The organism is Bradyrhizobium sp. Ses1 (assembly GCF_059512365.1).
In genome coordinates, this window is the sequence record NZ_JCAMOQ010000060.1 from 1 (window position 1) to 24,301 (window position 24,301).

28 protein-coding genes are annotated in these 24,301 nt (G+C 63.6%); 14 read left to right on the forward strand and 14 right to left on the reverse strand.

All coding sequences use genetic code 11. From position 1 onward, the window contains the following. Window positions 1–308: 308 nt before the first annotated feature. Window positions 309–749: a hypothetical protein gene (locus AC5ZG5_RS39470; RefSeq protein WP_456644778.1), complete on the reverse strand. Its 441-nt coding sequence runs from the start codon at window positions 747–749 to the stop codon at window positions 309–311. A 211-nt stretch (window positions 750–960) separates the two neighbouring features. Between AC5ZG5_RS39470 and AC5ZG5_RS39475 the strand changes: the two genes are divergently transcribed. Together AC5ZG5_RS39475 and AC5ZG5_RS39480 are read left to right on the forward strand one after the other, a co-directional pair. After that, entirely contained in the window at window positions 961–1,728 is a 768-nt protein-coding gene (locus AC5ZG5_RS39475; protein WP_456644777.1) for an SDR family NAD(P)-dependent oxidoreductase, read from the forward strand. 161 nt (window positions 1,729–1,889) lie between these two features. After that, window positions 1,890–2,141 carry a helix-turn-helix domain-containing protein gene (locus AC5ZG5_RS39480; protein WP_028166132.1) on the forward strand — a complete coding sequence of 84 codons (252 nt, stop codon included), beginning with the start codon at window positions 1,890–1,892 and terminating at the stop codon, window positions 2,139–2,141. On the opposite strand, the gene AC5ZG5_RS39485 is transcribed toward AC5ZG5_RS39480, so the two are convergent. Beyond that, complete coding sequence (locus AC5ZG5_RS39485; RefSeq protein ID WP_456644776.1) at window positions 2,092–2,391, reverse strand: hypothetical protein; 300 nt, start codon at window positions 2,389–2,391, stop codon at window positions 2,092–2,094. The genes AC5ZG5_RS39480 and AC5ZG5_RS39485 overlap by 50 nt on opposite strands. A 160-nt stretch (window positions 2,392–2,551) precedes the next feature. Here AC5ZG5_RS39485 and AC5ZG5_RS39490 point away from each other — a divergent pair, with 160 nt between their 5' ends. Then, window positions 2,552–3,061: a collagen-like domain-containing protein gene (locus AC5ZG5_RS39490; protein WP_456644775.1), complete on the forward strand. Its 510-nt coding sequence runs from the start codon at window positions 2,552–2,554 to the stop codon at window positions 3,059–3,061. A 37-nt stretch (window positions 3,062–3,098) separates the two neighbouring features. Here AC5ZG5_RS39490 and AC5ZG5_RS39495 read toward each other — a convergent pair whose 3' ends face one another. Beyond that, window positions 3,099–3,365: a DUF2277 domain-containing protein gene (locus AC5ZG5_RS39495; RefSeq protein WP_028166130.1), complete on the reverse strand. Its 267-nt coding sequence runs from the start codon at window positions 3,363–3,365 to the stop codon at window positions 3,099–3,101. 144 nt (window positions 3,366–3,509) lie between these two features. On the opposite strand from AC5ZG5_RS39495, the gene AC5ZG5_RS39500 reads away from it, so the two are divergent. Further along, on the forward strand, window positions 3,510–3,755 hold the full coding sequence (locus AC5ZG5_RS39500) for a DUF2188 domain-containing protein (RefSeq protein WP_130582521.1): 246 nt from the start codon (window positions 3,510–3,512) through the stop codon (window positions 3,753–3,755). Window positions 3,756–3,841: 86 nt separating this feature from the next. Beyond that, window positions 3,842–4,447: a pyridoxamine 5'-phosphate oxidase family protein gene (locus AC5ZG5_RS39505; protein ID WP_456644774.1), complete on the forward strand. Its 606-nt coding sequence runs from the start codon at window positions 3,842–3,844 to the stop codon at window positions 4,445–4,447. A gap of 139 nt (window positions 4,448–4,586) precedes the next feature. On the opposite strand, the gene bfr is transcribed toward AC5ZG5_RS39505, so the two are convergent. Together bfr and AC5ZG5_RS39515 are read right to left on the reverse strand one after the other, a co-directional pair. Then, entirely contained in the window at window positions 4,587–5,072 is a 486-nt protein-coding gene (bfr, locus tag AC5ZG5_RS39510; protein WP_130229895.1) for a bacterioferritin, read from the reverse strand. 134 nt (window positions 5,073–5,206) lie between these two features. Further along, window positions 5,207–5,470 (reverse strand): (2Fe-2S)-binding protein, encoded by a 264-nt coding sequence (locus AC5ZG5_RS39515; protein ID WP_456644773.1) that lies wholly within the window; start codon window positions 5,468–5,470, stop codon window positions 5,207–5,209. 271 nt (window positions 5,471–5,741) lie between these two features. Between AC5ZG5_RS39515 and AC5ZG5_RS39520 the strand changes: the two genes are divergently transcribed. Both AC5ZG5_RS39520 and AC5ZG5_RS39525 read left to right on the forward strand, forming a co-directional pair. Further along, the gene (locus tag AC5ZG5_RS39520) at window positions 5,742–6,065 is read left to right on the forward strand and encodes a hypothetical protein (protein WP_456644772.1); all 324 of its coding nucleotides are present in this window, start codon (window positions 5,742–5,744) and stop codon (window positions 6,063–6,065) included. Between the two features lie 233 nt (window positions 6,066–6,298). Then, entirely contained in the window at window positions 6,299–6,580 is a 282-nt protein-coding gene (locus AC5ZG5_RS39525) for a hypothetical protein (protein WP_130229897.1), read from the forward strand. Between the two features lie 79 nt (window positions 6,581–6,659). Here AC5ZG5_RS39525 and AC5ZG5_RS39530 read toward each other — a convergent pair whose 3' ends face one another. The 3 genes from AC5ZG5_RS39530 to ettA form a co-directional block, all read right to left on the reverse strand. Then, window positions 6,660–7,859 (reverse strand): lytic murein transglycosylase, encoded by a 1,200-nt coding sequence (locus tag AC5ZG5_RS39530; RefSeq protein WP_456644813.1) that lies wholly within the window; start codon window positions 7,857–7,859, stop codon window positions 6,660–6,662. A gap of 145 nt (window positions 7,860–8,004) precedes the next feature. Further along, window positions 8,005–8,592 (reverse strand): TIGR00645 family protein, encoded by a 588-nt coding sequence (locus AC5ZG5_RS39535; protein WP_456644771.1) that lies wholly within the window; start codon window positions 8,590–8,592, stop codon window positions 8,005–8,007. Window positions 8,593–8,699: 107 nt separating this feature from the next. Next, complete coding sequence (ettA, locus tag AC5ZG5_RS39540) at window positions 8,700–10,349, reverse strand: energy-dependent translational throttle protein EttA (protein ID WP_130229899.1); 1,650 nt, start codon at window positions 10,347–10,349, stop codon at window positions 8,700–8,702. 254 nt (window positions 10,350–10,603) lie between these two features. On the opposite strand from ettA, the gene AC5ZG5_RS39545 reads away from it, so the two are divergent. Both AC5ZG5_RS39545 and AC5ZG5_RS39550 read left to right on the forward strand, forming a co-directional pair. Next, entirely contained in the window at window positions 10,604–10,792 is a 189-nt protein-coding gene (locus tag AC5ZG5_RS39545; RefSeq protein WP_456644770.1) for a hypothetical protein, read from the forward strand. 126 nt (window positions 10,793–10,918) lie between these two features. Beyond that, a complete protein-coding gene (locus AC5ZG5_RS39550) occupies window positions 10,919–11,881 on the forward strand; it encodes a D-2-hydroxyacid dehydrogenase family protein (RefSeq protein ID WP_456644769.1) in 963 nt (320 codons plus the stop codon). Here the strand turns inward: AC5ZG5_RS39550 and AC5ZG5_RS39555 are convergent, their stop codons facing one another. Continuing rightward, window positions 11,882–12,859: a sugar-binding transcriptional regulator gene (locus AC5ZG5_RS39555; RefSeq protein WP_456644768.1), complete on the reverse strand. Its 978-nt coding sequence runs from the start codon at window positions 12,857–12,859 to the stop codon at window positions 11,882–11,884. It abuts the gene before it with no gap. A 114-nt stretch (window positions 12,860–12,973) separates the two neighbouring features. Between AC5ZG5_RS39555 and AC5ZG5_RS39560 the strand changes: the two genes are divergently transcribed. Both AC5ZG5_RS39560 and AC5ZG5_RS39565 read left to right on the forward strand, forming a co-directional pair. After that, window positions 12,974–14,179 carry an ABC transporter substrate-binding protein gene (locus AC5ZG5_RS39560; RefSeq protein ID WP_456644767.1) on the forward strand — a complete coding sequence of 402 codons (1,206 nt, stop codon included), beginning with the start codon at window positions 12,974–12,976 and terminating at the stop codon, window positions 14,177–14,179. Further along, window positions 14,179–15,489 carry an amidase gene (locus AC5ZG5_RS39565; protein WP_456644766.1) on the forward strand — a complete coding sequence of 437 codons (1,311 nt, stop codon included), beginning with the start codon at window positions 14,179–14,181 and terminating at the stop codon, window positions 15,487–15,489. The genes AC5ZG5_RS39560 and AC5ZG5_RS39565 overlap by 1 nt, the downstream gene beginning before the upstream one ends. 16 nt (window positions 15,490–15,505) lie before the next feature. Here the strand turns inward: AC5ZG5_RS39565 and AC5ZG5_RS39570 are convergent, their stop codons facing one another. Both AC5ZG5_RS39570 and AC5ZG5_RS39575 read right to left on the reverse strand, forming a co-directional pair. Continuing rightward, window positions 15,506–16,474 (reverse strand): NAD-dependent epimerase/dehydratase family protein, encoded by a 969-nt coding sequence (locus AC5ZG5_RS39570; RefSeq protein WP_130229903.1) that lies wholly within the window; start codon window positions 16,472–16,474, stop codon window positions 15,506–15,508. Window positions 16,475–16,611: 137 nt separating this feature from the next. After that, on the reverse strand, window positions 16,612–17,823 hold the full coding sequence (locus AC5ZG5_RS39575) for a L,D-transpeptidase (RefSeq protein WP_456644812.1): 1,212 nt from the start codon (window positions 17,821–17,823) through the stop codon (window positions 16,612–16,614). A gap of 305 nt (window positions 17,824–18,128) precedes the next feature. On the opposite strand from AC5ZG5_RS39575, the gene AC5ZG5_RS39580 reads away from it, so the two are divergent. Continuing rightward, entirely contained in the window at window positions 18,129–18,905 is a 777-nt protein-coding gene (locus AC5ZG5_RS39580) for a hypothetical protein (protein WP_456644765.1), read from the forward strand. Window positions 18,906–18,915: 10 nt separating this feature from the next. Here the strand turns inward: AC5ZG5_RS39580 and sseA are convergent, their stop codons facing one another. From sseA to AC5ZG5_RS39595, 3 genes are all read right to left on the reverse strand, one after another. After that, a complete protein-coding gene (gene sseA / locus AC5ZG5_RS39585) occupies window positions 18,916–19,773 on the reverse strand; it encodes a 3-mercaptopyruvate sulfurtransferase (RefSeq protein ID WP_456644764.1) in 858 nt (285 codons plus the stop codon). A gap of 128 nt (window positions 19,774–19,901) precedes the next feature. Then, window positions 19,902–20,315, reverse strand: coding sequence for a rhodanese-like domain-containing protein (locus AC5ZG5_RS39590; RefSeq protein ID WP_028166114.1), 414 nt, complete (start codon window positions 20,313–20,315; stop codon window positions 19,902–19,904). A gap of 155 nt (window positions 20,316–20,470) precedes the next feature. Then, window positions 20,471–21,646 carry a vWA domain-containing protein gene (locus AC5ZG5_RS39595; RefSeq protein ID WP_028166113.1) on the reverse strand — a complete coding sequence of 392 codons (1,176 nt, stop codon included), beginning with the start codon at window positions 21,644–21,646 and terminating at the stop codon, window positions 20,471–20,473. A gap of 229 nt (window positions 21,647–21,875) precedes the next feature. Here AC5ZG5_RS39595 and AC5ZG5_RS39600 point away from each other — a divergent pair, with 229 nt between their 5' ends. Beyond that, window positions 21,876–22,718: an AAA family ATPase gene (locus AC5ZG5_RS39600; protein WP_028166112.1), complete on the forward strand. Its 843-nt coding sequence runs from the start codon at window positions 21,876–21,878 to the stop codon at window positions 22,716–22,718. A gap of 77 nt (window positions 22,719–22,795) precedes the next feature. Further along, on the forward strand, window positions 22,796–24,298 hold the full coding sequence (locus tag AC5ZG5_RS39605; protein ID WP_456644763.1) for a flavin-containing monooxygenase: 1,503 nt from the start codon (window positions 22,796–22,798) through the stop codon (window positions 24,296–24,298). Window positions 24,299–24,301: the final 3 nt, after the last annotated feature.

Here is a 24,301-nt window from a genome sequence, read left to right on the forward strand (position 1 = left end):
CCTGTGGTCCTACCCCCGTGCTTTTTGTTGCACGGGACCCATGGGTGCAACCGGCACCCGGCTTTCCCTGCGCCCTCACTTCAATGAGAGGGTGGAAAGTGAAGCAAACCTCGGGCGCATAGCGCCGCGAGAATGCGAACCTACGTCCCCTCCGCTGTTTGAAATTCAAATCAGCATTCTCCTCGTCATTGCGAGGAGCGAAGTGACGAAGCAATCCATGCTCCCGCAAGCGGCAAGATGGATTGCTTCGCTCCGCTCGCAATGACGCGTCATTCCGGCTTTCGCAGGGACGACAGAGAACGGCCACCCTACTTCATCGTGATCGCGAGCCCGCTCAAATCGGCATTCGCCATCAATCCGACCTGGTGGCCGACGAGTTCGAGCACGGCGCCCTTCTGGTTGGTGAGCACGATGGCGCGGGCGCCACCGCCGATTGCAAGGCCGGCGCCGGCTGCGCCGTAGACACCGGCGACATCGGAGGGACGATTGATGTTGCTGACGCGGCCGCGCAGCACCGTCTTCGAGCCGCCGAATACCAGGCCGTAGTCGAGGCCGCCGACCGACAGCGGATATCTGCGCCCGTGAAAATTCAACACGCCGCCACCGCCGGAGCCGCCGATGATCCAGCCCGCCTTGTAGATCGTGAGCGAGACAGTGCCGCTGTCGGCATGGGCAGCCGAGGAGAGAATGGCGCCGGCGAAAGCGGACAGCGCGAGGAGCGCGGCGCGAAAGGCGGATGGCAGTTTCATAGGAAAGTCTCCGGGATTTTCTTGGAAAGCATCAATGGCGACAGATCGATTCGCACGTTGCGAAGTGTAGCGCGGATGCAGGATGGAGCGAGAATCTGTAGGGTGGACAAAGCCAACGGGGCGCGCGTTCGCGCAACCCGTTGGCTTTGCCCTCCCTACAAAATGGATTAGCCTCTCCGCGGCGTCCAACAACAAGCAAGAGGAAACATCCATGGCCCTTCTCGAAAATCATATCGCCGTCGTCACCGGCGCAGGCTCCGGCATCGGCCGCGCGATCGCAGCCGGCTATGCGCGCGAAGGCGCTCGCGTCGTGCTGCTCGATGTCAACGCGAGCGCGGCGGCGGAAGTGGCGAGGGAGATCCGCGACGCCGGCGGGAAGGCCGACAGCTTTGCGCTCGACGTCACCAGGCGCGAGGATTGCATCGCGCTTGCAAAGAAGATTTCCGGCAAGATCGGACAGGTCACGATCCTCGTCAACAATGCCGGAATTGCGCGACGCAACGGCATGCTCGGCGCGGACGAGGCTGTGATCAAGGATTGGGAAGACATCATCGCGATCAACCTCACCGGTGTCTTCAACGTGACGCATGCGTTCCTGCCGCAGATCCGCTCCGCGCAGGGACGCATCGTCAACATCGCATCGATCCAGTCTTTCGTGCATGTGCGCACGCCGAGCTCGCCCGCCTACACGGCTTCCAAGCACGGCGTGCTCGGCTTCACCCGCGCGCTCGCCGCCGAGCTCGGCAAGGAAGGCGTGCGCGTCAACGCGATCGGCCCCGGCTTCATCGAGACGCCACTGAACGCCCAGACGCGCGCGAGCAATCCAGAGCTTGTGAAGAGCTTCATCGCGCACACGCCGCTCGGCCGCGCCGGCAAGGCCGACGACATCGTGGGGCCTGCGATCTTCCTCGCCTCCGACCTGTCGGCCTATGTCACGGGATCGATCGTGATGGTGGATGGCGGCTACCGGGCGGTGTGAGCATGGCGCGTGCGGGAACCCATGCGCAAATGTGGATGGTAGCGATCGCGTTAATCGTTTGTTAACCATCTGCGGCCACCGTCTCGCGCGGGCGCGGGGTTTGTTCGTTCTCGATGTTTCCGATTCGCGATGTTGCGAACGGGCGTTGCTCGGGAGGTGTCATGTCCTATGTGTCCACGCAGCCCCTGCCGGAGATTCCGGCGTCCTCACTGGCCCCCAACGAAATCGTGCCGCTCCTGATCGGAGCCACCGTCGGCGAGGTCGAGCGCGAGCTGGTGCTGCAAACCCTGATCCGCTGCAATGGCAACCGCACGCGCGCCGCGCGCGTGCTCGGCGTTTCCGTGCGCACGTTGCGCAACAAGATCAGGAGCTATTCGGCCGACGGCATCGAGGTGCCCGCGCCGAACGATTAGTCGGAATTGCCTCAAGCGATCGCGTGCTTCTCACCCAGGCGCCGAGCGTGATGACGAACGAGATCACCGCTACGCTTCCCGCGATCAGCACGATCGCTCGCAGCACGAAAGCGGTCTCCACCAGCAACAGCGGCTGCGGCTCCTCGGCATAGGCTATCGGCACGATGTCGGGCACAAGGAGCTGTTCGGCGCCCAAGGCAATCGCGAACAGGACCAGCGAGAGCAAGAAGATCTTCCAGCCTGCGTTCATGGCTTCGCTCCCGTCCCGCCAGCCACACTCCCGAGGATGCCATGCCGCGCGATCGCATCATTGATGTTGATCAATGCGGCAAGGGCGGCTCGCGGAATTGAAGCGGTCGTCAAACGCCGCTAAAAAACGCGCGGGCGCAATTTTATTTCGGAGTGCAGCAGTGGCCGATGAAGCTTCCAGCCGGCGCGGAGCAGCGGGCGCGCCGGGCCCACGCGGCCGGCCCGGCGAACAAGGGCGGCCGGGACCGCAGGGACATCCCGGCCGGCGCGGCCCCGATGGCGCGCGCGGCAAGCCCGGCCCGCAAGGCAAGCCGGGAGCGCAGGGCAAACCTGGTGCGCAAGGGAAACCTGGTGCGCAAGGCAAGCGCGGTGAACCGGGTCCGCAGGGAGCGCCCGGCCTGCAAGGTCCCGCCGGACCGCAGGGACCTGCCGGTCCGCGCGGCGAGCCGGGCCCGCCCGGGCAACTGCCGTCGATCGAACAGGTGATGCCGTGGCTTCACATGATCTTCGACGCCTGGGAGGACTACCGCCGCCAGCGCGAGCAGGAGGCGGCCGAGCGCGAAGCATTGGCTGCGGCCGTTGCCGAACAGCCCGACGGCCTCGAGGATCCCGATGATGATGACGAGGATCGCAAGGACAAGAAAAAGAAGAAGCACAAGGACAAGAAATAGGCCGCGCACCGATCGCGCAGGTCACGGCCGCCGCAGCTCACCCGAACCGCAGGCGCGAGCGCTCCTTGGCCTTCTCCGCCTCGATCTCGCGGTCGCGCGCCGGTGCCGTGGTGTGTAGCGAGACGAGAAGCCGGCGTGCGGCGTCTGAGACCTCGGCGACCGCGCGATCGAAGGCGGCTTCATTGGCCTGCGACGGCTTGTTGAAGCCGGACAGTTTGCGCACGAATTGCAGTGCGGAAGCGTGGATCTCGTCCTCGGTCGCCGGCGGCTCGAAATTGAACAGCGTCTTGATATTACGGCACATGCTTTGCTCCTGTCACCGGCGGCCCGGGCCCGTTGCCTGCCCTAAGGACGATTGGTCCATGGAAATTCCGACATCATCGCCTATTCTGTCATGAAAACGCCGGTGGCTTCACCCTTCCAGTGTCAACCATGAAGCGAGTTCCCGATGAGCCATGTGATCTACAAGATCGTCGAGCATGACGGCGGCTGGGCCTACACCGTAGACGGTGTGTTTTCCGAACCGTTCGCGACCCATGCCGCTGCGCTGGCCGCCGCCCGGCGTGTGGCGGCAGAGCAGCGCGTGCCCGGCCGCACCGAGGCGATCGAGTATGAAACCCCCGACGGGCAATGGCACACCGAGACCGCCGCCGGCAGCGACCGCCCCGAGACTGATGTCGAGGACCGCGGCTGAGACTGAGCATGCCTCTTTCAGCGAGGGATGACGGCGGAATTTGGCGATGATACGCTTGTCACAAATACGACATCTGGAGATCGCCCGTGACCGACCTTGCCGCTGCCGACCTCGCCTCGATCTATCAAAAACCGACTGCGCGCGTGATCGCGAAGGCGCGGCCGGAGATCGATGTGCATGCGAGGAAGTTCATCGGCATGTCGCCGTTCTGCGTGCTGGCGACCTCCGGCTCCGACGGCAGCGTCGATGCCTCGCCGCGCGGCGGCAATCCGGGCTTCGTCAGCGTCGCCTCGCCAAACCTGTTGTTGATGCCGGACCGCTCCGGCAACAACCGCATCGACAGCTTCCGGAACATCGTCGCGGGCTCAGGCTTCGTGCAGCTTATCTTCTTCGTGCCGGGGATCGACGAGACGCTGCGTGTCGGCGGCAAGGGACGCCTCTCGGCCGATCCGGAGCTATTGGCCTCCATGGTGGAATTCGGCAAGCCGCCACGCGCGGTGCTGCGCATCGACGTGACGGAAGCCTATTTCCACTGCGGCAAGGCCTTGATGCGCTCGAAACTGTGGTCGGCGGACACGCGCGTCGAGCGCAAGGTATTTCCGAGCATCAGCGAAGTGATCCACGACCAGACGACGCTCGGCGAGCCGGAAAGCCAGGCGATGGTGGAAGAACGCTACAAGACGCAGCTCTAGCGAATTCGATGGGCTGCATTCTCAACCGTCATGCCCGGGCTTGTCCCGGGCATCCACGCGTTGGAGACCGTAAGAAAGGGCGTGGATGGCCGGGTCGAGCCCGGCCATGACGAGAGAAATCGATGCTCTCTCGCCCGGCTCAGTGCTCGCTCTCGAGGTGGCCGACGTGCTTCTGGGTGTAGAGCTCAAGGCCGATACGCTTGATCAGATCGAGCTGGGTCTCGAGGAAATCGATGTGGTGCTCCTCGTCCTTCATCAGGTCCTCGAACAGGTCGCGGCTCACATAGTCCTTGACGCCGTGGCAATAGGTGGCGGCCTCCTGGTAGAGCAAGCGGGCACCGACCTCGGCGGCGAGATCGCACTCGATGATCTCCTGGACGTTCTGACCGATCCGCAAGGGATCGAGCACCTGCATGTTGGGGAAGCCGTCGAGGAACAAAATGCGGTCCGTGAAGCGGTCGGCGTGGTGCATCTCCTCGATCGATTCCTTGCGCCAGACCTTGGCCATCTCCAGGAGGCCCCAGTTGTTCAGGATGCGATAGTGCAGCCAGTACTGGTTGATCGCGGTGAGTTCGCTGCGCAGGCCCTTGTTGAGATATTCGATGACCTTAGGGTCGCCCTGCATAGTCCACTCCAAATGTTTAAAGGCCCAAAGCGGGCCCGATTTCAACTTTAGAACGCTTCTAAATCAGATCATGAACGAGAGCAACCCTCCTCTGGGAGGGCATCTGCGAAGAGATCTGGGGAAATCCCGACGGCTCAGCAGGCGGCCAACGCGAACTCTGTATTGGCGACGTCGTCGACGGCGTCATGGCTGTGCGGGCAGCCGGCACAGCAGGCCTTGGCACATGGGCCAAGCGCCTCGTCGATGATGGTCTTGATGGTCCGGGCGCAGCGACCGCATTCGGCACTGCAGCCGAGGCAGCCATAAAGCTGCTTGGCATTCCGCGGCAACGACCCGCTGACGCTCACCGCATTGCGGACGTCGTGGTCGCTGAGGACGTTGCAGGAACAAACGATCATCGAAAAGGCGGGTCCGGTCGGTGATGCTGACCTAAGAGATATTGAAGGCGAGCAAGCGACGCAAAAAGAAAAACGGGAATTTGAAGCAATTCCAAACTGATGACGGAGGTAAATTGGAATGAATCTAAGTGTGATCCGCGTCATCCGCACGGCACGCTGGCCATCACTTCTCGGGCGATCCGCTGCGGCGTTCATTGATCGTTACGGGGAAATGTGGAACTCTGGTCAGGACCAATGCCCCAAAGTGGATGACTTGAAGAAAGGTGAGGCCATGAGGAAGACATTGCTCGGATTTGCCGCCATTGCATTGGCAGGCGCGCTCGTGGCGGCACCTCCTCCCGCGCATGCGCAGCGCGGCGTTGCCGCGGGGGTTGCGGCCGGACTGATCGGTGGAGCCCTGATCGGCGGTGCGATTGCTTCGCAAAACGGGTACTACGGTCCGGGGTACTCCTACGGTCCAGGTTACTCGTACGGTCCCGGCCCCGGCTATTACGTCGCCGACCCCTACGAGTACGGACCGCCCTGCGCCTGGCAACGCCAGCGCTTCTGGGATGGCTATGGCTGGCGGGTGCGCAACGTGCGCGTCTGCTATTAACGCGCATTCACCTTCATTAAATCTCGCACAGGATGCCGGAAAACCACCGCTTTTCCGGAAGCTGAACGGCGAATGGCCAGAAAAAACCGTTTTTTTCAGGCCATTAGCGCGCTGACGTTTACTTTCGATTGACTGTTGTGCGCTCTTTTTGCGAGACGGGATTTCGAAACCAGCGTGCGAGTCATCGTTAAACCCGGCGTCGGCTGAAGGCGCCATCCAGGAGAGCCCTAGACATGAAGAAGACATTAGCTGCCTTCGTCGCGGTCGCAACGATTGCCGGTTCGCTGGCTGTCGCGCCGGCCGCCAAGGCCGGAGACGGCCAGATCGCAGCCGGCGTGGCCGGTGGCCTGATTGGCGGCGCCCTACTCGGTGGCGCGATTGCTGCGAGCCGTCCGGCTCCGGTCTATGTCGCACCGGCGCCGGTCTACGTTGAAGAAGCTCCGTGCCGCATGATTCGCGAGCGCTTCTGGGACGGCTACGGCTGGCGTTTCCGTCGCGTTCAGGTTTGCGACTAAGCTGACCCGGCGGGTAAAGACCCACCAAATTCAAAACCCGGCCCTTTGCGGCCGGGTTTTTGTTTGTCGAGCGTAGGGCCTATCTCGCCGCCGTCATCGCGCGCAGCACCGCTTCGCTCGGCCAGCAATCGACCTTCAGGCCTGCCGATTTCTGGTAGGCGCCGAGCGCGGCACGGGTCTGCATCCCGGCCTTGCCGTCGAGCTTGTCCTTGTAGAGACCGATCCGCGTGAGATGGCGCTGCATCGCCTCGACATCGGCGGTGCGCAATTGCGTCGTCGCCGACCAGGGCGTGGCGAACGGCTGCGGGCTCGTCATGCGGTCAGCGAGATGGCCGACGAACAGCACGTAGAGATCGGAGAAATTGTATTCCTTGATGACGAAGTAGTTCTTCGTGGTCAGGAATGCGGGGCCATAGATGCCCTCGGGCTGCAACAGCGAGGCGGGCTGCGCCTGCTCGGTCGCATTGAGCTTCTGTCCGCGCACCGGCTCAAAGCCCGCGCGCAGCCAATCACCGATCGGCTTCGTCACTTCCGGCACGCCCATCGTGCAATCGACATTGGCCGGCGGCTTCACCTCGTAGGCCCAGCGCACGCCCTTCTGCCAGCCCTTGTTGACGAGTTGCTGGGCGGCGGACGCGAGCGCATCAGGCACCGAGTGCCAGATGTCGATGCGGCCGTCGCCGTCGAGATCGACGCCGTGCTTGTAATATTCGGACGGCAGGAACTGCGTGAACCCGGTGGCACCAGCCCAGGATGAGCGCATTTCCTGGCGTGTCACCGCACCCTCGCCGAGGATCTTCAGCGCAAGAATGAACTCGGTGCGGTACTGGTCCTTGCGGCGGCCGACATAGGCCTGTGTCGCCACCACGCGCAGCGTGTCATAGGGCAGCTTGTAGCGGCCGTAATCGGTCTCTCGCCCCCAGATCGCGAGCACCACGGTCGCCGGCACGCCGAAGCGATTTTCGATCTCGTTGAGGTCAGCACGATATTTCTGCATCAGCCGCTGCCCTTCGGCCGCAAGCCGCGCGATGGAAGCTTCCTTGACGTAATCCGCCGGCACCTGGACGAACTCAGCCTGCGCCGGCGCGCCGGTCGCGGGGCGGCCCGGCAAGATCAGATCCGGCAGCTTGTAGTCAGGCTCGAGCCCGCGCGTCTCACGATCGAACGTCGCGCGCGACACGCCGGCGGCCTGCGCCTCCGGCCAGAGTGAGGCGATGAATTGGCTGAAGGCGGCATCGGCGGCGTGGGCCGGCGAGGCCGTTGGTAACACCAAGAACAGAAAGCCGAAGGCGAGCGTGCGGAGGAATGGCAAGTCGAGCGGCTTGTTCACTCAGCGGTCCAATCGAAGTGCTGTCCCGTTTTCGAGGCGGACATCAGCCGCGCCCCGTCCATGAACCTAGCACGACCTCGCAAGCGCCGCACCCTTAATGATGTCCGGCCGACTGCTTGGCGCCTTCGATCGACGCATTCGACAGCTTGTCGACGAGGGCTATGCCGATCGCGGACAGGATGAAGACGGTGTGGATGATGGTCTGCCACATCACGCCAGTCTCGGTGTAGTTGGTCTTGCCCGAGGAGAGTGCGCCGGCTTCGATGAAGGTCCGCAGCAGGTGGATCGAGGAGATGCCGATGATCGCCATCGCCAGCTTGATCTTGAGCACGCTGGCGTTGACGTGGCTCAGCCATTCCGGCTCGTCGGGATGTCCCCGCAGGTTGAGGCGCGAGACGAAGGTCTCGTAACCGCCGACGATCACCATCACCAAAAGGTTCGAGATCATGACGACGTCGATCAGGCCGAGCACCGCCAGCATGATCTGCTGCTCGCTGAAATCGAAGGCGTGGGCGAACAGGTGCCACAGTTCCTTGATGAACAGCACCACATAGACGCCCTGGGCGATGATCAGCCCGACATAAAGCGGCAATTGCAGCCAGCGCGATCCGAAGATCAACATGGGAACCGGGCGCAGCGAAGCGATCTTCGGCGGCGCGGGGGCGTCGGAGGTGGCAGACATTATGAATTGCTCGCAGCAGTATCGGGGATTGCGGAGCGCTATATCTACGCAATCTCGTCGTGGTGGAAAGCGACAACTGGCCGCAGCAGATCGTCGCTAAAGTGCCGTCACCGCGTCAGCTTCTTGTACTTCACGCGATGCGGGATGATCGAATCCTGGCCAAGGCGCCGCATCTTGTCCTTTTCGTAATCCTGGAAATTGCCTTCGAACCATTCGACATGGCTGTCGCCTTCGAAGGCGAGGATGTGGGTGGCGATGCGGTCGAGGAACCAGCGGTCGTGGCTGATGATCACGGCGCAGCCGGCGAAATCCTCCAGCGCCTCTTCGAGCGCGCGCAGCGTGTCGACGTCAAGGTCGTTGGTGGGCTCGTCGAGCAGCAGCACATTCGCGCCCGACTTCAGCATCTTGGCGAGATGCACGCGATTGCGTTCACCGCCTGAGAGCGCACCGACCTTCTTCTGCTGGTCAGCGCCCTTGAAGTTGAAGGCCGAGCAATAGCCGCGCGAATTCACCTCGCGCTTGCCGAGCAGGATCAGTTCGTTGTTGCCGGAAATCTCCTCCCACACGGTCTTGCTGCCGTCGAGCGCGTCGCGCGACTGGTCGACATAGCCGAGATGGACGGACTCCCCGACCGTGATCGTACCCTGATCCGGCTTCTCCTGCCCGGTGATCATGCGGAACAGCGTGGTCTTGCCGGCGCCGTTCGGACCGATCACGCCGACGATGCCGCCGGGCGGCAGCTTGAAGGTGAGATTGTCGATCAGCATGCGGTCGCCGAACGATTTCGTCAGGCCCTCGAAGTCGACGACGTTCTGGCCGAGCCGCTCGGCCACGGGGATGACGATCTGCGCGGTCTGGGTCTGCTTCTCGCTCGCCTTCTTGAGCAGTTCCTCGTAGCGCTGGTAGCGCGCCTTGGACTTGGCCTGGCGCGCCTTCGGCGAGGACGCGATCCACTCCTGCTCGCGCGCCAGTGTCTTCTGATGCGCCGCGTCCTCGCGGCCCTCCTGCTCGAGCCGCTTCTGCTTTTGCACCAGCCAAGAGGAATAGTTGCCCTCATAGGGAATGCCGCGGCCGCGATCGAGCTCGAGAATCCAGCCCGTGACGTTGTCGAGGAAGTAGCGGTCGTGGGTGACGATCAGGATCGCGCCGGGATATTGCCGCAGATGGCCTTCGAGCCAGGATACGGACTCGGCGTCGAGATGGTTGGTCGGTTCGTCCAGCAGCAGCAGTTCGGGCTGGTCGAGCAAGAGCCGGCACAGCGCGACGCGGCGGCGCTCGCCGCCGGAGAGCTTTGTGACGTCGGCGTCGTCGGGCGGGCAGCGCAGCGCGTCCATCGCCTGGTCGACCTTGCTGTCGAGATCCCAGAGGCCCTGTGCCTCGATCTCGTCCTGCAGCTTGGTCATCTCGTCGGCGGTCTCGTCCGAGTAGTTCACCGCCAGTTCGTTGTAGCGGTCGAGGATCGCCTTCTGCTTGGCGACACCCTGCATCACGTTCTCGCGGACGCTCAGCTTGGGATCGAGCTGCGGTTCCTGCTCGAGGTATCCGACGCGGGCGCCCTCGGCGACCCAGGCCTCGCCGGTATAGTCCTTGTCGATGCCGGCCATGATCTTGAGCAGCGTCGATTTACCGGCGCCGTTGACGCCGAGCACGCCGATCTTGGCGTCCGGATAGAAGCTCAGGTGGACGTTATCGAGCACCTTGCGGGTCGGGTAGCTCTTGGTCAGACCTTGCATGAAATAGACGAACTGGCGGGCCATTGAGTCCCCTGGAATCGGCAGGATTTATGGAAATTTTGCTGCCGCCGATGTAGCCGCCGTGCCCTCAAAGCGCAACCGCACACTGTGCGTTTTCCATCCGTTCACCCCGATGAATACGGGATCGAAACCATGTGTGCGCAAGATGACGACAATTGAAACCTTCTTTTAATAAATCGGGCGAAATCTCATTTTCAGCGTCGAAAACGGCATTTTGCGCAGGCTGAGCCGCGCATCACCAACAGGAGGGCTGTGTCATGGCAACAAGCACGTCCCTGCCCGCCCCGGCGGCCAGCCGCACTGGCCTTGCGAAGATCCTCGCCGAACTCCGCATCTTCTGGCGCCAGTTCTTCGCCAGGGCATTCAACCCCTACCGGCCGGAACTGCACTATATGCGCGGGCCCGGGCCGGCCTGGCGCGCCAAGCACAGAAGCCGGTTGAGTTGAACCTGCCGGATATTTGAAGCGGGGTTTCCCGAAGTCCGCTTGCGCGACCCGACGATTGCGCGCAACCATAGCGATATCCCTTGACGGCAGTTTTCGCTGTCGTCCTCGCCACAGACGGATTCATCGATGACGCGGCTGCGCTGTGCAATCCTCGACGACTATTTCGACCTGTCACTTTCGATCGCCGACTGGTCAGAGATCAAGGACCGCGTCGACGTCACCGTGTTCAGGGAGCCGTTTGCGAGCGAGGCGGCTGCCGCGAGCGCGCTTGCCGATTTCGAGATCATCTGCGCGATGCGCGAGCGCACCGCATTTGCGCGCACGCTGTTCGCGGCGCTGCCCAAGCTGAAACTCCTGCTGACATCAGGCATGCGCAATGCCGCGATCGATGTGGACGCCGCCAAGGACTACAAAGTGGTGCTGTGCGGCACGCAATACAGCCGCGATCCGACCGCGGCGCTGACGCTCGGCCTGATCCTGGAACTCACCCGCGGCATCGGCCGGGAAAACGCGCGGATGCATGCAGGCGAGCCCTGGCAGACCTTTGCCGGCGTCGAGATCGAGGGCCGCACGCTTGGCGTGGTGGGGCTCGGCAAGCTCGGCAGTCGGGTGGCGAAGCTCGCGCAGGCGTTCGGCATGAATGTCATCGCCTGGAGCCCCAACCTGACGGCCGAGAAATGCAAGGAGGCCGGCGTCGGCTATGCCAGCAAGGAGGAATTGTTTGCGACCGCCGACATCGTCACCATCCATGTGGTGCTGAGCGAGCGCTCGCGCGGCCTGGTGGGTGCCGTCGATCTCGCGCGGATGAAGCCGACGGCCTATCTCGTCAACACCGCGCGCGGGCCGATCGTTGACGAGAACGCGCTGCAGGAGGTTCTCACGCAAAAGAAGATTGCGGGCGCCGGCATCGACGTGTTCTCGGTGGAGCCGCTGCCGGCCGACCATCCCTTCCGCAGGCTCGACAACCTCGTGCTCACCCCGCATCTCGGCTACGCGACCCAGGAGAGCCTCGGGATCCACTACGGCCAGATGGTCGAGTGCATCGATGCCTGGACCAAGGGGAGCGAACCGCCGCGGCGACTGGCGTGATCACCGTTCTTCGCAAAGGGCGGTCGCAACCCGTTCATCCGTGATCAGAATGTCGGCCAGCCCGGCGCGGATCGCCGCGCTGATGATCGGAAGCTTTTGAATGCCACCGGCGGCAAGGATGCGCTCGCGTACCGCCTTCAGATCGCTCATCGGCGGATGGATCACGCGCCGGGTCAGGGGATGCGTCACCGCGTTGCCGTCCTTGTCGAGATAGTGGCCGCAGATATCTCCGACCGCGCCGGCGTCGCGCAGCGATTGCCACGTCTCGCGCGATATCACGCCATATTCCAGCGCTTTCGATTGTTCGGACAGATCAATGGCGCTGAACAAGGCGATATCCAGCCCTGCTACCATTGCGAGCACCGAGCGCACGGGCTCACTGGAAACCAGCGCATCGCGAAGCTGTGCCGTTGCCGCGAACATCGGCGCGGTCACGTAGTAGCATGTCGCGCCCAACGCGCGCGCCATCATCGCCGCGTTGTCGTAAGGATTGATCGCCGTACTTTCGGCAAGCCCGCCGCACAACAGGACGACACGGCAGCCGTCGCCGGAACGGCGCCGCAGATTTTGCGCGGCCATGTTGATGGTGCCACCCCAGGTGATGCCGAGAGTCCCGGCCGGCGGCAGGTGCTCGGAGATATAGTGACCGGCGGCGGCGCCGACGAGGTTGCGGACGTCAGTGTCGCCAATCGGCGCGGGCACGACGATGGCGCCTCGCAGCTTGAAACGTGCAGCGAGGCGGGCCTCAAGTTCGCTGCAAGGACCGAAGGGACTGGCAATTGAGATCTGGACGACGCCGCGCTCCCGCGCCTCTCCGAGGATCTGGTTGACCCGCTTCCGCGTGATTTTCAGGTGCTGCGCGATGACGTCCTGGGTCTGCCCCTCCTTGTAGTAGTGCCAGCAGATGCGGGCGACCAACGCGTCCCCGTTCTCCACTTCCGGCCCGAACGTTTCGATTTCCGTCGCCTGTCTGGTCACGCTGTTCCTCATCGAATCTTCGTCACTAGCCAATAATCACATATGTACCAACACTGTCACATCTGCGTAGCAGCGGGTTGTTAGGCTCCGCCGCACCTCACGCGGAGCAGCGAAATGTACCGGAAAATCCTGATTTCAATTGCACTTAGCTCAATACTCACGTCGCCGGCCTTCTCTCAGTTCTCGGACAATAAGGTCGTCATCGGGGTCATGGGCGATCAAAGCGGCGTAGTCTCCGATGTCGGCGGGCCGGGCTCGATCAAGGCCGCGCGGATGGCCGTTGCCGATTTTGGCGGCTCGATCAACGGGGTCCCGATCGAGATCATCACCGCGGATCATCAGAACAAGCCGGATGTCGCCTCAGCCATCGCACGCGAGTGGTTTGACCGGCAAGGCGTCGACGCCGTTGTCGACCTGCCCCATTCGGGCGCGGTGTTCGCGCTGATGACGATCGCGACCGAGAAGAAGCGGTCGCTCCTGGTATCGGGTGCCGCTAGCGTCGAGATCACCGGCGGACGCTGCTCGCCCTACGTGACCCATTGGACCGACGATACTTACGCACTGGCGCGCGGCACGGCTGCGGCGCTGACCGAGCAGGGGCAGAAGTCCTGGTTCTTCCTCACCGCCGACTACGCGTTCGGCCACGACCTGGAGAAAGACGCCAGTGCCGTGGTGCAGGAGCGCGGCGGCAAGGTGCTCGGCAGCGCGCGCCATCCGCTCAACACAGCCGATTTCGCCTCGCTGTTGCTACGTGCCCAAAGCTCGAACGCGCAGGTCGTCGCGCTCGCGAGCGCCGGCGCCGACACCGTCAATGCGATCAAGCAGGCCGGCCAGTTCAACATCATGCGCACGCAGAAGATCGCAGCGCTCCACGCTTTCGTCACCGATGTCCACAGCCTCGGCCTCGAAGCGGCGCAGGGGCTGATCATCACCACGGGATTCTATTGGGATGACAGCGACGGCACCCGCGACTTCGCGCAGCGCTTCTTCAAGGAACACGGCCGAATGCCGACCCGCGAACAAGCCGGCGTCTATTCCGGCGTGCTGCATTTCCTGAAGGCCGCGAGAAGCGCCAAAAGCGACGATGCCGCGATCGTCAATGCCGAGATGCGCCAGCTTCCGGTCGATCGGTTCGGGCGGCAGGCTGTCGTGCAGCAGAACGGCCGCCTCGCCTATGATCTCGGCGTCTATCGCGTGAAATCGCCGGCGGCGAGCCGGCAGCCCTGGGACTATTACGAGCGGATCGCCACCGTTCCCGCCGCGACCGCGTTCCGCCCGGCCGCCGAATCGGGCTGCAGCATCACAGCCTCGGTTCGATGATGACCAGCTCTGTGCTTCCAAACCACCTGTCGGCCAGCATGCTGGCCGACAGGATCAAGCGGGGCGAGACAAGCGCGCTCGATTTGATGAATGCCTGCCTGGACCGGATCGCCGCGCGTGAGCCCGACGTCAGGGCGTGGGCTTTCCTCGATGCGGAGCGGGCGCGCGAAGAGGCGCGGCGTGCCGACGAGCACCGCGCATCAGGTGGGCCGCTCGGCGCACTGCACGGCCTGCCGATCGGGGTGAAAGACGTATTCGACACCGCCGACATGCCGTCCGAATATGGCAGCGAGACGCTTCGCGGCCGGCGGCCAAACGCCGATGCGGATGCGGTGGCGGCGCTGCGCCGCGCCGGTGCAATCATTGTCGGCAAGACCGCGACATCCGAATTCGGGATGTACCATCCGAGCCCGACCCGCAATCCTCAGGACCTGTCGCGCTCGCCGGGCGTGTCGTCGGCGGGTTCTGCCGCCGCCGTCGTCGACCACATGGTGCCGCTGGCGCTTGGCACGCAACACACCGCTTCGACCACCCTCCCCGCCTCGTTTTGCGGCGCGTTCGCGTTCAAACCCTCTTTGGGTTTCACCTCAATGGCGGGATCGAACGTGCTGGTGCCGCGCATGGCGCATCTCGGCCTGTTGGCCCGCTCGATCGGAGACTTGTGCCTTTTCGCCGGCGCGTTCGATCCCGCGTTAGCGGCTGTCCAGCCTGCGGCCTCCGCGCCCCGTCTTGGCGTGGTCAAGGGGCCAGGCTGGAAGCTGATCGACGACAACGCGGGGAAAGCATTCGAGACATTCATCCAGTCACTGCCGACCGCGACCGTCGAGGTGGAACTCCCACTTGAATTCGATCAGGCACTCGATGTCACCTTCGGGCTGCTCAACGCGCATCTCGCCTATCGTTTCGGCTCGGAGCCGACTGAGACCATCCGCCGCTATTGCGCGCCGCTGCAGCGGGGCATCGAAGCCGGCCACACCATCAGCGCGGCAAGCTACCTTACGTTCGATGCGCAGGCCGACCGTCTCGTTGAACTGGCCTCGCGTATGTTCATCCAACATGATCTGTTGATCACCCTGTCGGCGCCGGGCGAGGCGACCCGGCTGGAAGATGGGCCGGGCTCCGGTGTCATGTCGATGCCATGGAGCCTCTGCGGTCTGCCGACCGTTTCGCTGCCACTGCTCAGAGGCCATCAGGGACTTCCAATCGGCGTCCAGCTCATCGGCGCTCGCGGGCGCGATCGTGACTTGTTGCGCATCGCCGGTTGGCTCGAGAATGCAACCCGCGAAAGCGCTGATGAGGCGGACGTCTGAGCGTCGCATCAACAGCTCAAGCGGCAGCGCTGTGGCCACTGGAGTGCCCGACGATTTCGGCACAGCCGGTGCGCCAGGACGGATGCGCCGGGTGCCAGCCGAGTTCGCGCCTGGCTTTGACGTTCGAGCCCGCCCGCACCTCGGTCATCATCGCCACCACATGTTCGCCGGCGAGCAATCGGCCGAGCCAGATGGGCACATGGAATGGCGGCTTAGCGCCGACGATCGCCGCAAGCGCCGGCAGCCATTCGCTGACTTCCGCGGGCTCATCGTCAACGATGTTGTAGATATTGCCGGCCTCGCCGCGCTCGATGGCGGCAACGGTGGCGGATGCAGCGTCGGCGACATGAATGAAAGACCACCAGCCGCCACCATCGCCGATCATCGGCACGCGGCGGCGCCGCAATTGATCGATCATCGCCCGCGACAGTATGCCGGTGTCGGGACCGTAGAACGATCCGTATCGGAGCACGATTCCTTCCGGCTGATCCGAGCCGGTGACGGCGCGCTCCAGATGCTGGATCGCTTCCAGCGTGCGTCGAAGTTCCTGCGGCGGATCGGGATCGAGCGGATCGGCCTCGGTTTTGACAGGTGCACCGGTTCGGCCATAGGTCCAGCCACAGAAGCTTTGCGCGACGAAACGCCTGACACCGGCTTCGCGCGCGGCCGCCAGCAGGCAATCGGTGCCGAGCGTGCGCAGCCGGTTGGTGACAGCGAAGGCGCGATCGAAATGGCGGAGATCGGTAACATCGGCGAGGTCGGTCATCTCGTGGACGATCACCTCGGGCTGCTTCGCAATGACCGCCGCGCGGACAGCCTCTGCATCGAGGCCATCGACGATGACGGGCTCGACGCCCATCTGCCCGATCGCCTCGGCTTTCGCTGCTGTTCGCGTCGTGCCGATCACCGAATGGCCGGCCCGGATCAGGGCGGGAACGAGTTGTCGGCCAATAGCGCCGGTGGCGCCTGCAACAAGGATGCGCATGGCATTGTCCCACGTCGGTTGCAGCCCTCTGGCAGGTAATCCAGCCGAACACGAATTCAAGCGCGGGAATTTGACAGAAGCGCAAAACAAAAAAGGCGCGCTGTTCGCGCGCGTTTTGATGTTGGACTGTAATCGCCCTAGCGGATCGTGACCGGGGCCGGCAGCGGCGGCACCGTGGTCGGCTGGGTGCCCGGCAGCGGTGCGGCGGCCTGCGCCTGGGTCGGCGCTGGGGCGGCCGCAACGGGCCCGCCGGGCGGCGGCGCAGCGGAGGCGGTGGCGGTTCCAGGCGGCGGACCACCCGGCAGCACCACGACGCGGGTGCCGACCTTCACGCGCTCGAAGAGGTCGGAGACGTCCTCATTCAGCATGCCGATGCAGCCGGAAGAGACGAACTTGCCGATCGTCGAGGGCTGGTTGGTGCCGTGGATGCGGTACACGGTCGAGCCGAGATACATCGCGCGCGCGCCGAGCGGATTGCCGGGGCCGCCGGCCATGAAGCGCGGCAGATAGGGTTGACGCTCGATCATCTCGGTGGGCGGATACCAGTCCGGCCACTCCGCCTTGCGGCTGATCTTCTGCACGCCGGTCCAGGTGAAGCCATCGCGGCCGACGCGAACGCCGTAGCGCATCGCGCGGCCGCCGCCCAGGATGTAATAGAGGTAGGTGTTCGACGTATCGACCACGATGGTGCCTGGCGGCTCCTTGGTCGCGAACGAGACCTCCTGGCGGCGCAGGTTCGGCGGCAATTGCACGGGAGCGGCCTCCGGCTGCTCCTCCGGCGGCAGCGCCGCGACCGTCATCGGCCTGCCGTCGCTGCCGACCTGGGGCTGCTGCGACACGGCGCCGGTGACGGTGGGCGCACCACCCGCGGCGCCCACCGACTCCGGCGGACGCATGGCGCGATCATCGGGATAGTTGTAACTCTGCGCCGGCCCTTGGGGACGATCGGCATAGATCACCGCCGGCGGGCCTGCCGGCCGGCCATAGCGCGGATCATCCGGCGACATGACCGGGCCGGTCGGCATGGTCCGATCCGAATAGACCGGCGGGGGCGCGCCCATCGGGCGGCCATAGCGGGGATCGTTGGGCGAAAGCACTGGTCCGGGCGGCGACAGCGACGCCGAACTCTGGCCGTTCGGCGCCTCGTCGTCCTCCTCAAAGACATCGAAATCCGACGGCCGGCGGTCGTCGCGCACGTAGCCGGGGGGTGGCGGCGGATACGAGCCCTGAGGAGCGGAATAGACTGGACCTGGCCCTGCGGGGTAGCCCTGCTGCGCCTGCGCAACCGAAGTTCCTGCCGCGCCGAGCGCTGCGGCAGCACAAATCGTCAGAATGCGGTTGATCATCATCGCTCTTGTATAGTCCCCAAGCCACACCGGACCGTTAACGGCACTTGAAGGAAGATAGCGGCGCATTCAAGACAATTCCGCGAAATCCGGGCCGAATCGGTCATTTTGTGATTGGCAGTGATCGCTGCGGCAAAGATGCCTCACCGTCAGGGAAAAGTTATTCCGGGGGACTACGGGCGTCATTGCTTTGACATTGGTTGCGATATCCTCGAATCGGCCTGATTCGCTGCCCGCGAGCGGCTTCCCTGTGATCACCGCGTTTCCTCTGGCTCAACAGAACACTTCGGCAAAGACGGAACCGCGCCATGCTTCCCGGCCTTCGTTTCCTGTTCGCGGCAATCGTGCTGTCGACGTCGGTCCTGATCTTCGGACTTGGCGCTGCCGCGCTGCTCCGGGCCGCCCATGAGGAAGTCGCGAGCATCCCGGCGCGACGCAGCCCGCCGGAGCCCGTCTTCGCGCAAGCCCAAACACAAGTTCAAGCGAAGCCGCCGACGCTCGCCATGCTGCGCGTCGACCCGCCCGCAGCAGAGACAACAGAAAAGGCGCCGGACAGCGCCGAGACGTCCCCTTCTCCGACCGTACCAACCGCCGATGCTCCCGCGCCGGCCGAGCCTGAGCAGATGGCCGCCGTGAAGCCCGAGGAGGCTGCCTCAACCGAGACGCCGCCGGCCGAACCGCCTCTAGCAGATGCTCCGGAACCCCAGGCGCCGACGGCGGCAGCCCAGACGGAAACTCCTGCGCCCGCCGAAGAGGCCAAGCCTGTGGCGGTCGCAGAGGTCCCGCCCGCGAACGACGCCACGCCGGCCGCACCCGAGGCGCCGACCTCAGCGGAAGCGAGTCCGGCGGCGGCCAAGATCGCCACGCTGGGCGGCCCCGCGGTCAGCGTCGAGCAAACGACATCAGCAAAGAGCGCGGATGCGAAGCCGGATCAAACCGCGGCCAAGAAGCGTGCACGGGCGGAGCGTGCCAGGGAGCGCCGGCGCCTCGCGGCGCAGCAGCAACGCCTGGCGCCGCAGGTCATCCCGCAGCAGCAGACTTTCGATCCGTTCGGCCAGCCGGTGTTCGTCCGCCCCACGCGCTGATCGTCTGCAATCACGCAGGTCCCGTCGCGATCGGCGGCCCGTCCTGCAATCCCCATTCGGCCCAGGAACCGTCATAGAGCGCACTGCCGCGCACGCCGAGGCGATAGAGCGCGAGCGTCAGCACCAGCGCCGACACGCCGGAGCCGCAACTGGTGACGATCGGCTTCGCCGTATCGACGCCGGCCGACGCAAATGCCTTGCGCAATTCATCGAGCGGCTTCATCGCGCCGGTCTTGGGGTCGAACAGGTCGGCATAGGGAACGTTGCGGCTGCCTGGGATGTGCCCGGAACGGCGCCCGGGCCAGGGCTCGACGACGGTGCCCTCGAACCGCGGGCGCGGCCTCGCGTCGATCACCTGCTCCTTCCTGGTCTCGATATTACCGAGCAATTGCTCCTTGCTGCGGACGAAGCTCGGATCGAACCTGGCCTGGAATTTTCCAGGCTTCGGCGCGACGGGCCCGGTTTCCGTCGGCCGCCCCTCGGCCTTCCACTTCTGCAAGCCGCCGTCGAGCACCTTCACGTTTGGATGACCGAACGACAGGAACATCCACCACGCTCGCGGCGCGGCGACCCAGCCGCCGGCATCATAGGCAACCACCGTGTCGCCTGAGGAGATGCCGAGCGCGGAGACGTCCTGCGCGAACTGCTCGGCGGTCGGATACATGTGCGGGCGCGGATCGCTCTTGTCCGCGATCGCATTGACGTCGAAGAACACTGCACCGGGAATGTGGGCGGCGATGAAATCGTCGGCCGGCAACGGCAGCACACCCGGCATCTTGTAGGAGGCGTCGATCACCTTGACCTTGGGATCGCCGAGGTGGGCGGCAAGCCAGTCGGTGGAGACGAGCGGGTCTTCGGTGGTGGTCATCTAGCGATATCCTTCAGCTTGCGTCATGGCCGGGCTTGTCCCGGCCATCCACGTCTTCGCCTGCGTCGCCCAAGGGCGTGGATGCCCGGGACAAGCCCGGGCATGACGGCGCTGGCGGTGGCGACCACCTAGTCTTTCTTCTTCGGCTCCCACTTCTCGATCGGGCCGCCGGCGTCGCGCCAGGCGGCGAAACCGCCGCCCATATGGGCGACCGGCTTCAGCCCCATGTCCTGCGCGGTCTTCGCAGCCAGGGCCGAGCGCATGCCGCCGGCGCAATGGAAGATGAACTTCTTGTCCTCTTGGAAGATCGGCTTGGCGTAGGGGCTCGCCGGATCGATCCAGAACTCGAGCATGCCGCGGGTGCACGAGAAGGCGCCCGGGATCTTGCCGTCGCGCTCAATCTCGCGGGGATCGCGGATGTCGACGATCACGACATCGTCGTTCGGGAGGATCTTGATCGCATCGGCGGCGCTGATGGTCTCGATCTCGGCATTGGCTTCGTCCATCATCTGCTTGATGCCGCGGTGAATGGTCTGGGACATGGGGCTCTCCCTTGGTTGTTGTTTGTCATTCCGGGGCGATGCGTAAGCATCGAACTATGATGTGCAATTGCACATCAGAGAATCTATTCCTCCGCCGGCGCAAGTGGCTAAATGGATTCCGGGGTCGTCCTTCGGACGCCCCGGAATGACGAGAGCTATCGTACCAGTTCCTTCATCGCATTCTCCAGACCTTCGATCGTGATCGGGTACATGCGCTCGGAGAAGATGCGGCGGATGATGGTGGTCGATTCCGAATAGTCCCAGTGCTTCTGCGCCACCGGGTTGAGCCACACCGCGTGCGGATAGGTGCGGATGATGCGATCGAGCCAGATCGAACCGGCCTCCTCGTTGACATGCTCGACCGAGCCGCCGGGGACCATGATCTCGTAAGGCGACATCGAGGCGTCGCCGACGAACACCACCTTGTAGTCGTGCGGATACTTGTGCAGCACGTCCCAGGTCGGGGTGCGATCGGTGAAGCGCCGCTTGTTCTGCTTCCAGACGCCCTCATAGAGGCAGTTGTGGAAGTAGAAATATTCCATGTGCTTGAATTCGCTCTTGGCGGCCGAGAACAATTCCTCGACCTGCTCGATATGCGAATCCATCGAGCCGCCGATATCGAAGAACACCAGCACCTTCACCGCATTGCGCCGCTCGGGGCGCATGTGCACGTCGAGATAGCCGTGGTTGGCGGTTTCCTTGATCGTGGTGTCGAGGTCGAGTTCGTCAGGCGCACCGGTGCGGGCGAACTTGCGCAGGCGCCGCAGCGCGACCTTGATGTTGCGGATGCCGAGCTCGACATTGCCGTCGAGATCCTTGAACTCGCGCTTGTCCCACACCTTCACGGCGCGGTTGTTGCGGTTCTTCTCCTGGCCGATGCGGATGCCTTCGGGATTGTAACCATGAGCGCCGAACGGCGACGTACCGGCGGTGCCGATCCATTTGTTGCCGCCCTGGTGCCGGCCCTTCTGTTCCTCAAGCCGCTTGCGCAGCGTCTCCATGAGCTTGTCCCAGCCCATGGCTTCGATCTGCTTCTTCTCTTCCTCGGTGAGGTATTTTTCCGCGAGCTTCTTCAGCCATTCCTCGGGGATCTCAGCCTTGTCCATGGCATCGAGCAGGCTCTCGAGGCCCTTGAACACGGTACCGAAGACGCGGTCGAACTTGTCGAGGTTGCGCTCGTCCTTCACGAGCGCCGAGCGCGACAAATAATAGAAATTCTCGACGCTCTGCTCGGCGAGGTCGGCGTCGAGCGCCTCCATCAGCGTCAGATATTCACGCAAGGTCACAGGGACCTGGGCATCGCGCAGCGATGTGAAGAATTGCAGGAACATGTTCCATAGATTGCCCGCCGGGGTCGCGCCGTCAAGGGCACCCGGGGTCTTTAGGACAGCATTACGGGTTCGCCACGAAGGTGTGAGCGTCATTCCGCAAGGCGGAAACGGCCCGCCTAAATTCGAGGCGGTAGCGATGACCTCAGTTGCGTTCAGACGCTGGAATCCACGCTAGACCTGCTTGGTTTTTCCATTAGTATCAAATTGAAACTCATTCTGACGGGGTAGTATGAAATTCACCGGTACCAAGGATTATGTCGCCACCGATGACCTCAAAGTCGCTGTCAACGCCGCCATCGTGCTGGAGCGCCCGCTTCTGGTGAAGGGCGAGCCCGGCACCGGCAAGACGGTGCTGGCCGAGGAAGTCGCCAAGGCGCTCGATGCACCGCTTCTGACCTGGCATATCAAGTCCACCACCAAGGCGCAGCAGGGCCTCTACGAATATGATGCGGTGTCGCGATTGCGCGACAGCCAACTCGGCGACGCGCGCGTCTCGGATATCAAGAACTACATCAAGCGCGGCAAATTGTGGGAAGCCTTCACCAACGAGAAGCGCCCGGTGCTCTTGATCGACGAGATCGATAAGGCCGATATCGAATTCCCCAACGATCTGCTGCTCGAGCTCGATCGCATGGAGTTTTTCGTCTACGAGACCGGCGAGAGCATCAAGGCCAAGCTGCGCCCGATCGTGATGATCACTTCCAACAACGAGAAGGAGTTGCCGGACGCCTTCTTGCGCCGCTGCTTCTTCCACTACATCAAGTTCCCCGATGCGGACACGATGGAAAAGATCGTCGACGTGCATTTCCCCGGCATCAAGAGGCGCCTGGTGGAAGAGGCCTTGCGCATCTTCTTCGAGGTGCGGGAAGTGCCGGGCCTGAAGAAGAAGCCTTCGACCTCCGAATTGCTCGACTGGCTGAAGCTGCTGCTGAACGAGGACATCACGCCGGAAATGCTGCGGGAGCGCGATCCGCGCAAGCTGATCCCGCCGCTACATGGCGCACTGCTCAAGAACGAACAGGACGTGCACCTGTTCGAGCGGCTGGCGTTCCTGAGCCGCCGCGAAGTCTGACGTGACGATTTCCGAAGCGCCGGGAGCACCCCGGCGCTTCGTGCCTATACCAACAAAACAACAAACGAGCAGGGAAGATGAACGTCCAAACGCAGATTCGCGCTGCCGAGCCCGTCACGTCTGAGCATTTCGACGTCCTGATCGTGGGCGCCGGAATTTCCGGAGTCGGAGCCGCCTACCACCTGACCACGCAATGCCCCGGGACCAGCTTCGTCGTGCTGGAGACGCAGAAGACTTTTGGCGGCACCTGGAGCACGCATCGTTATCCGGGCATCCGCTCCGACAGCGACCTGCACACCTTCGGCTATCGCTTCAAGCCCTGGACCAGCGCGCCGATCGCAACCGCCGCAGAGATCCTGAAATATATGGGCGAGGTGATCGAGGAGAACGACCTCGCCCGCCACATCCGCTATCGCCACACCATCACGTCCGCGAAATGGTCGAGCGAGACCAATCTGTGGACCATCGACGCCACGCGGACCGGCACCGGCGAGCACTTCCGCTTCACCACCAATTTCTTCTGGATGTGCCAGGGTTACTACCGCCATGCCGAGGGCTATACGCCGGAGTGGAAGGACATGGCCAAGTTCAAGGGCCCGATCGTGCATCCGCAGAAATGGCCCGAGAATCTCGACTACAAGGGCAAGCGCGTCGTCGTGATCGGCTCCGGCGCCACCGCCGCGACGCTGATCCCAGCGATGGCCAAGGACGCCGGCCATGTGACCATGCTGCAGCGCTCGCCGACCTATTTCCGCACCGGCCGCAACGCGATCGAGATCGCGGAGCAACTGCGGCAGTTGCAGGTCGACGAGAGGTGGATTCACGAGATCACCCGCCGCAAGATCCTGTTCGATCAGGACGCCTTCACCCGCAAGACCTTCGAGAAGCCTGAAGAGGCCAAGAAGGATTTGCTCTCGGCGGTCGAAGCCTATCTCGGCAAGGATTATGACATCGCGACCCACTTCACGCCGCGCTATCGCCCGTGGCGGCAGCGCATCGCCTTCATCCCTGACGGCGACCTCTTCCAGGGCATCAAGGCGGGCAAGGCATCCGTCGTCACCGACGAGATCGAACGCTTCACCGAGAAGGGCATCCTGCTGAAATCCGGCAGGGAGTTAGAGGCCGACATCATCGTCACCGCGACCGGCTTCAATCTGTGCGCCACCGGCGATATCGAATTCGAGGTCGACGGCAAGCCGCTCGATTTCGCCGATACCGTGACCTATCGCGGCATGATGTTCACGGGCGTACCCAACCTCGTCTGGGTGTTCGGCTATTTCCGCGCGAGCTGGACCCTTCGCGTCGACCTCGTCGCCGACTTCGTCTGCCGCCTGCTCACGCACATGAAGGAAACCGGTGCGAAGAAGGTCACGCCGGCGCTGCGGCCGGAGGACCACAACATGCCGATCCTGCCGTGGATCGACGAAAAAAACTTCAACCCCGGCTACATGCTGCGCGGCATGCACCTGTTGCCCAAGCGCGGCGAAAAGCCGGAATGGCAGCACAACCAGGACTACTGGGCCGAGAAGGACGAGTTTCCGACGATCGATCTGACGGACAAGGCCTTCGTGTACAGTTAGATC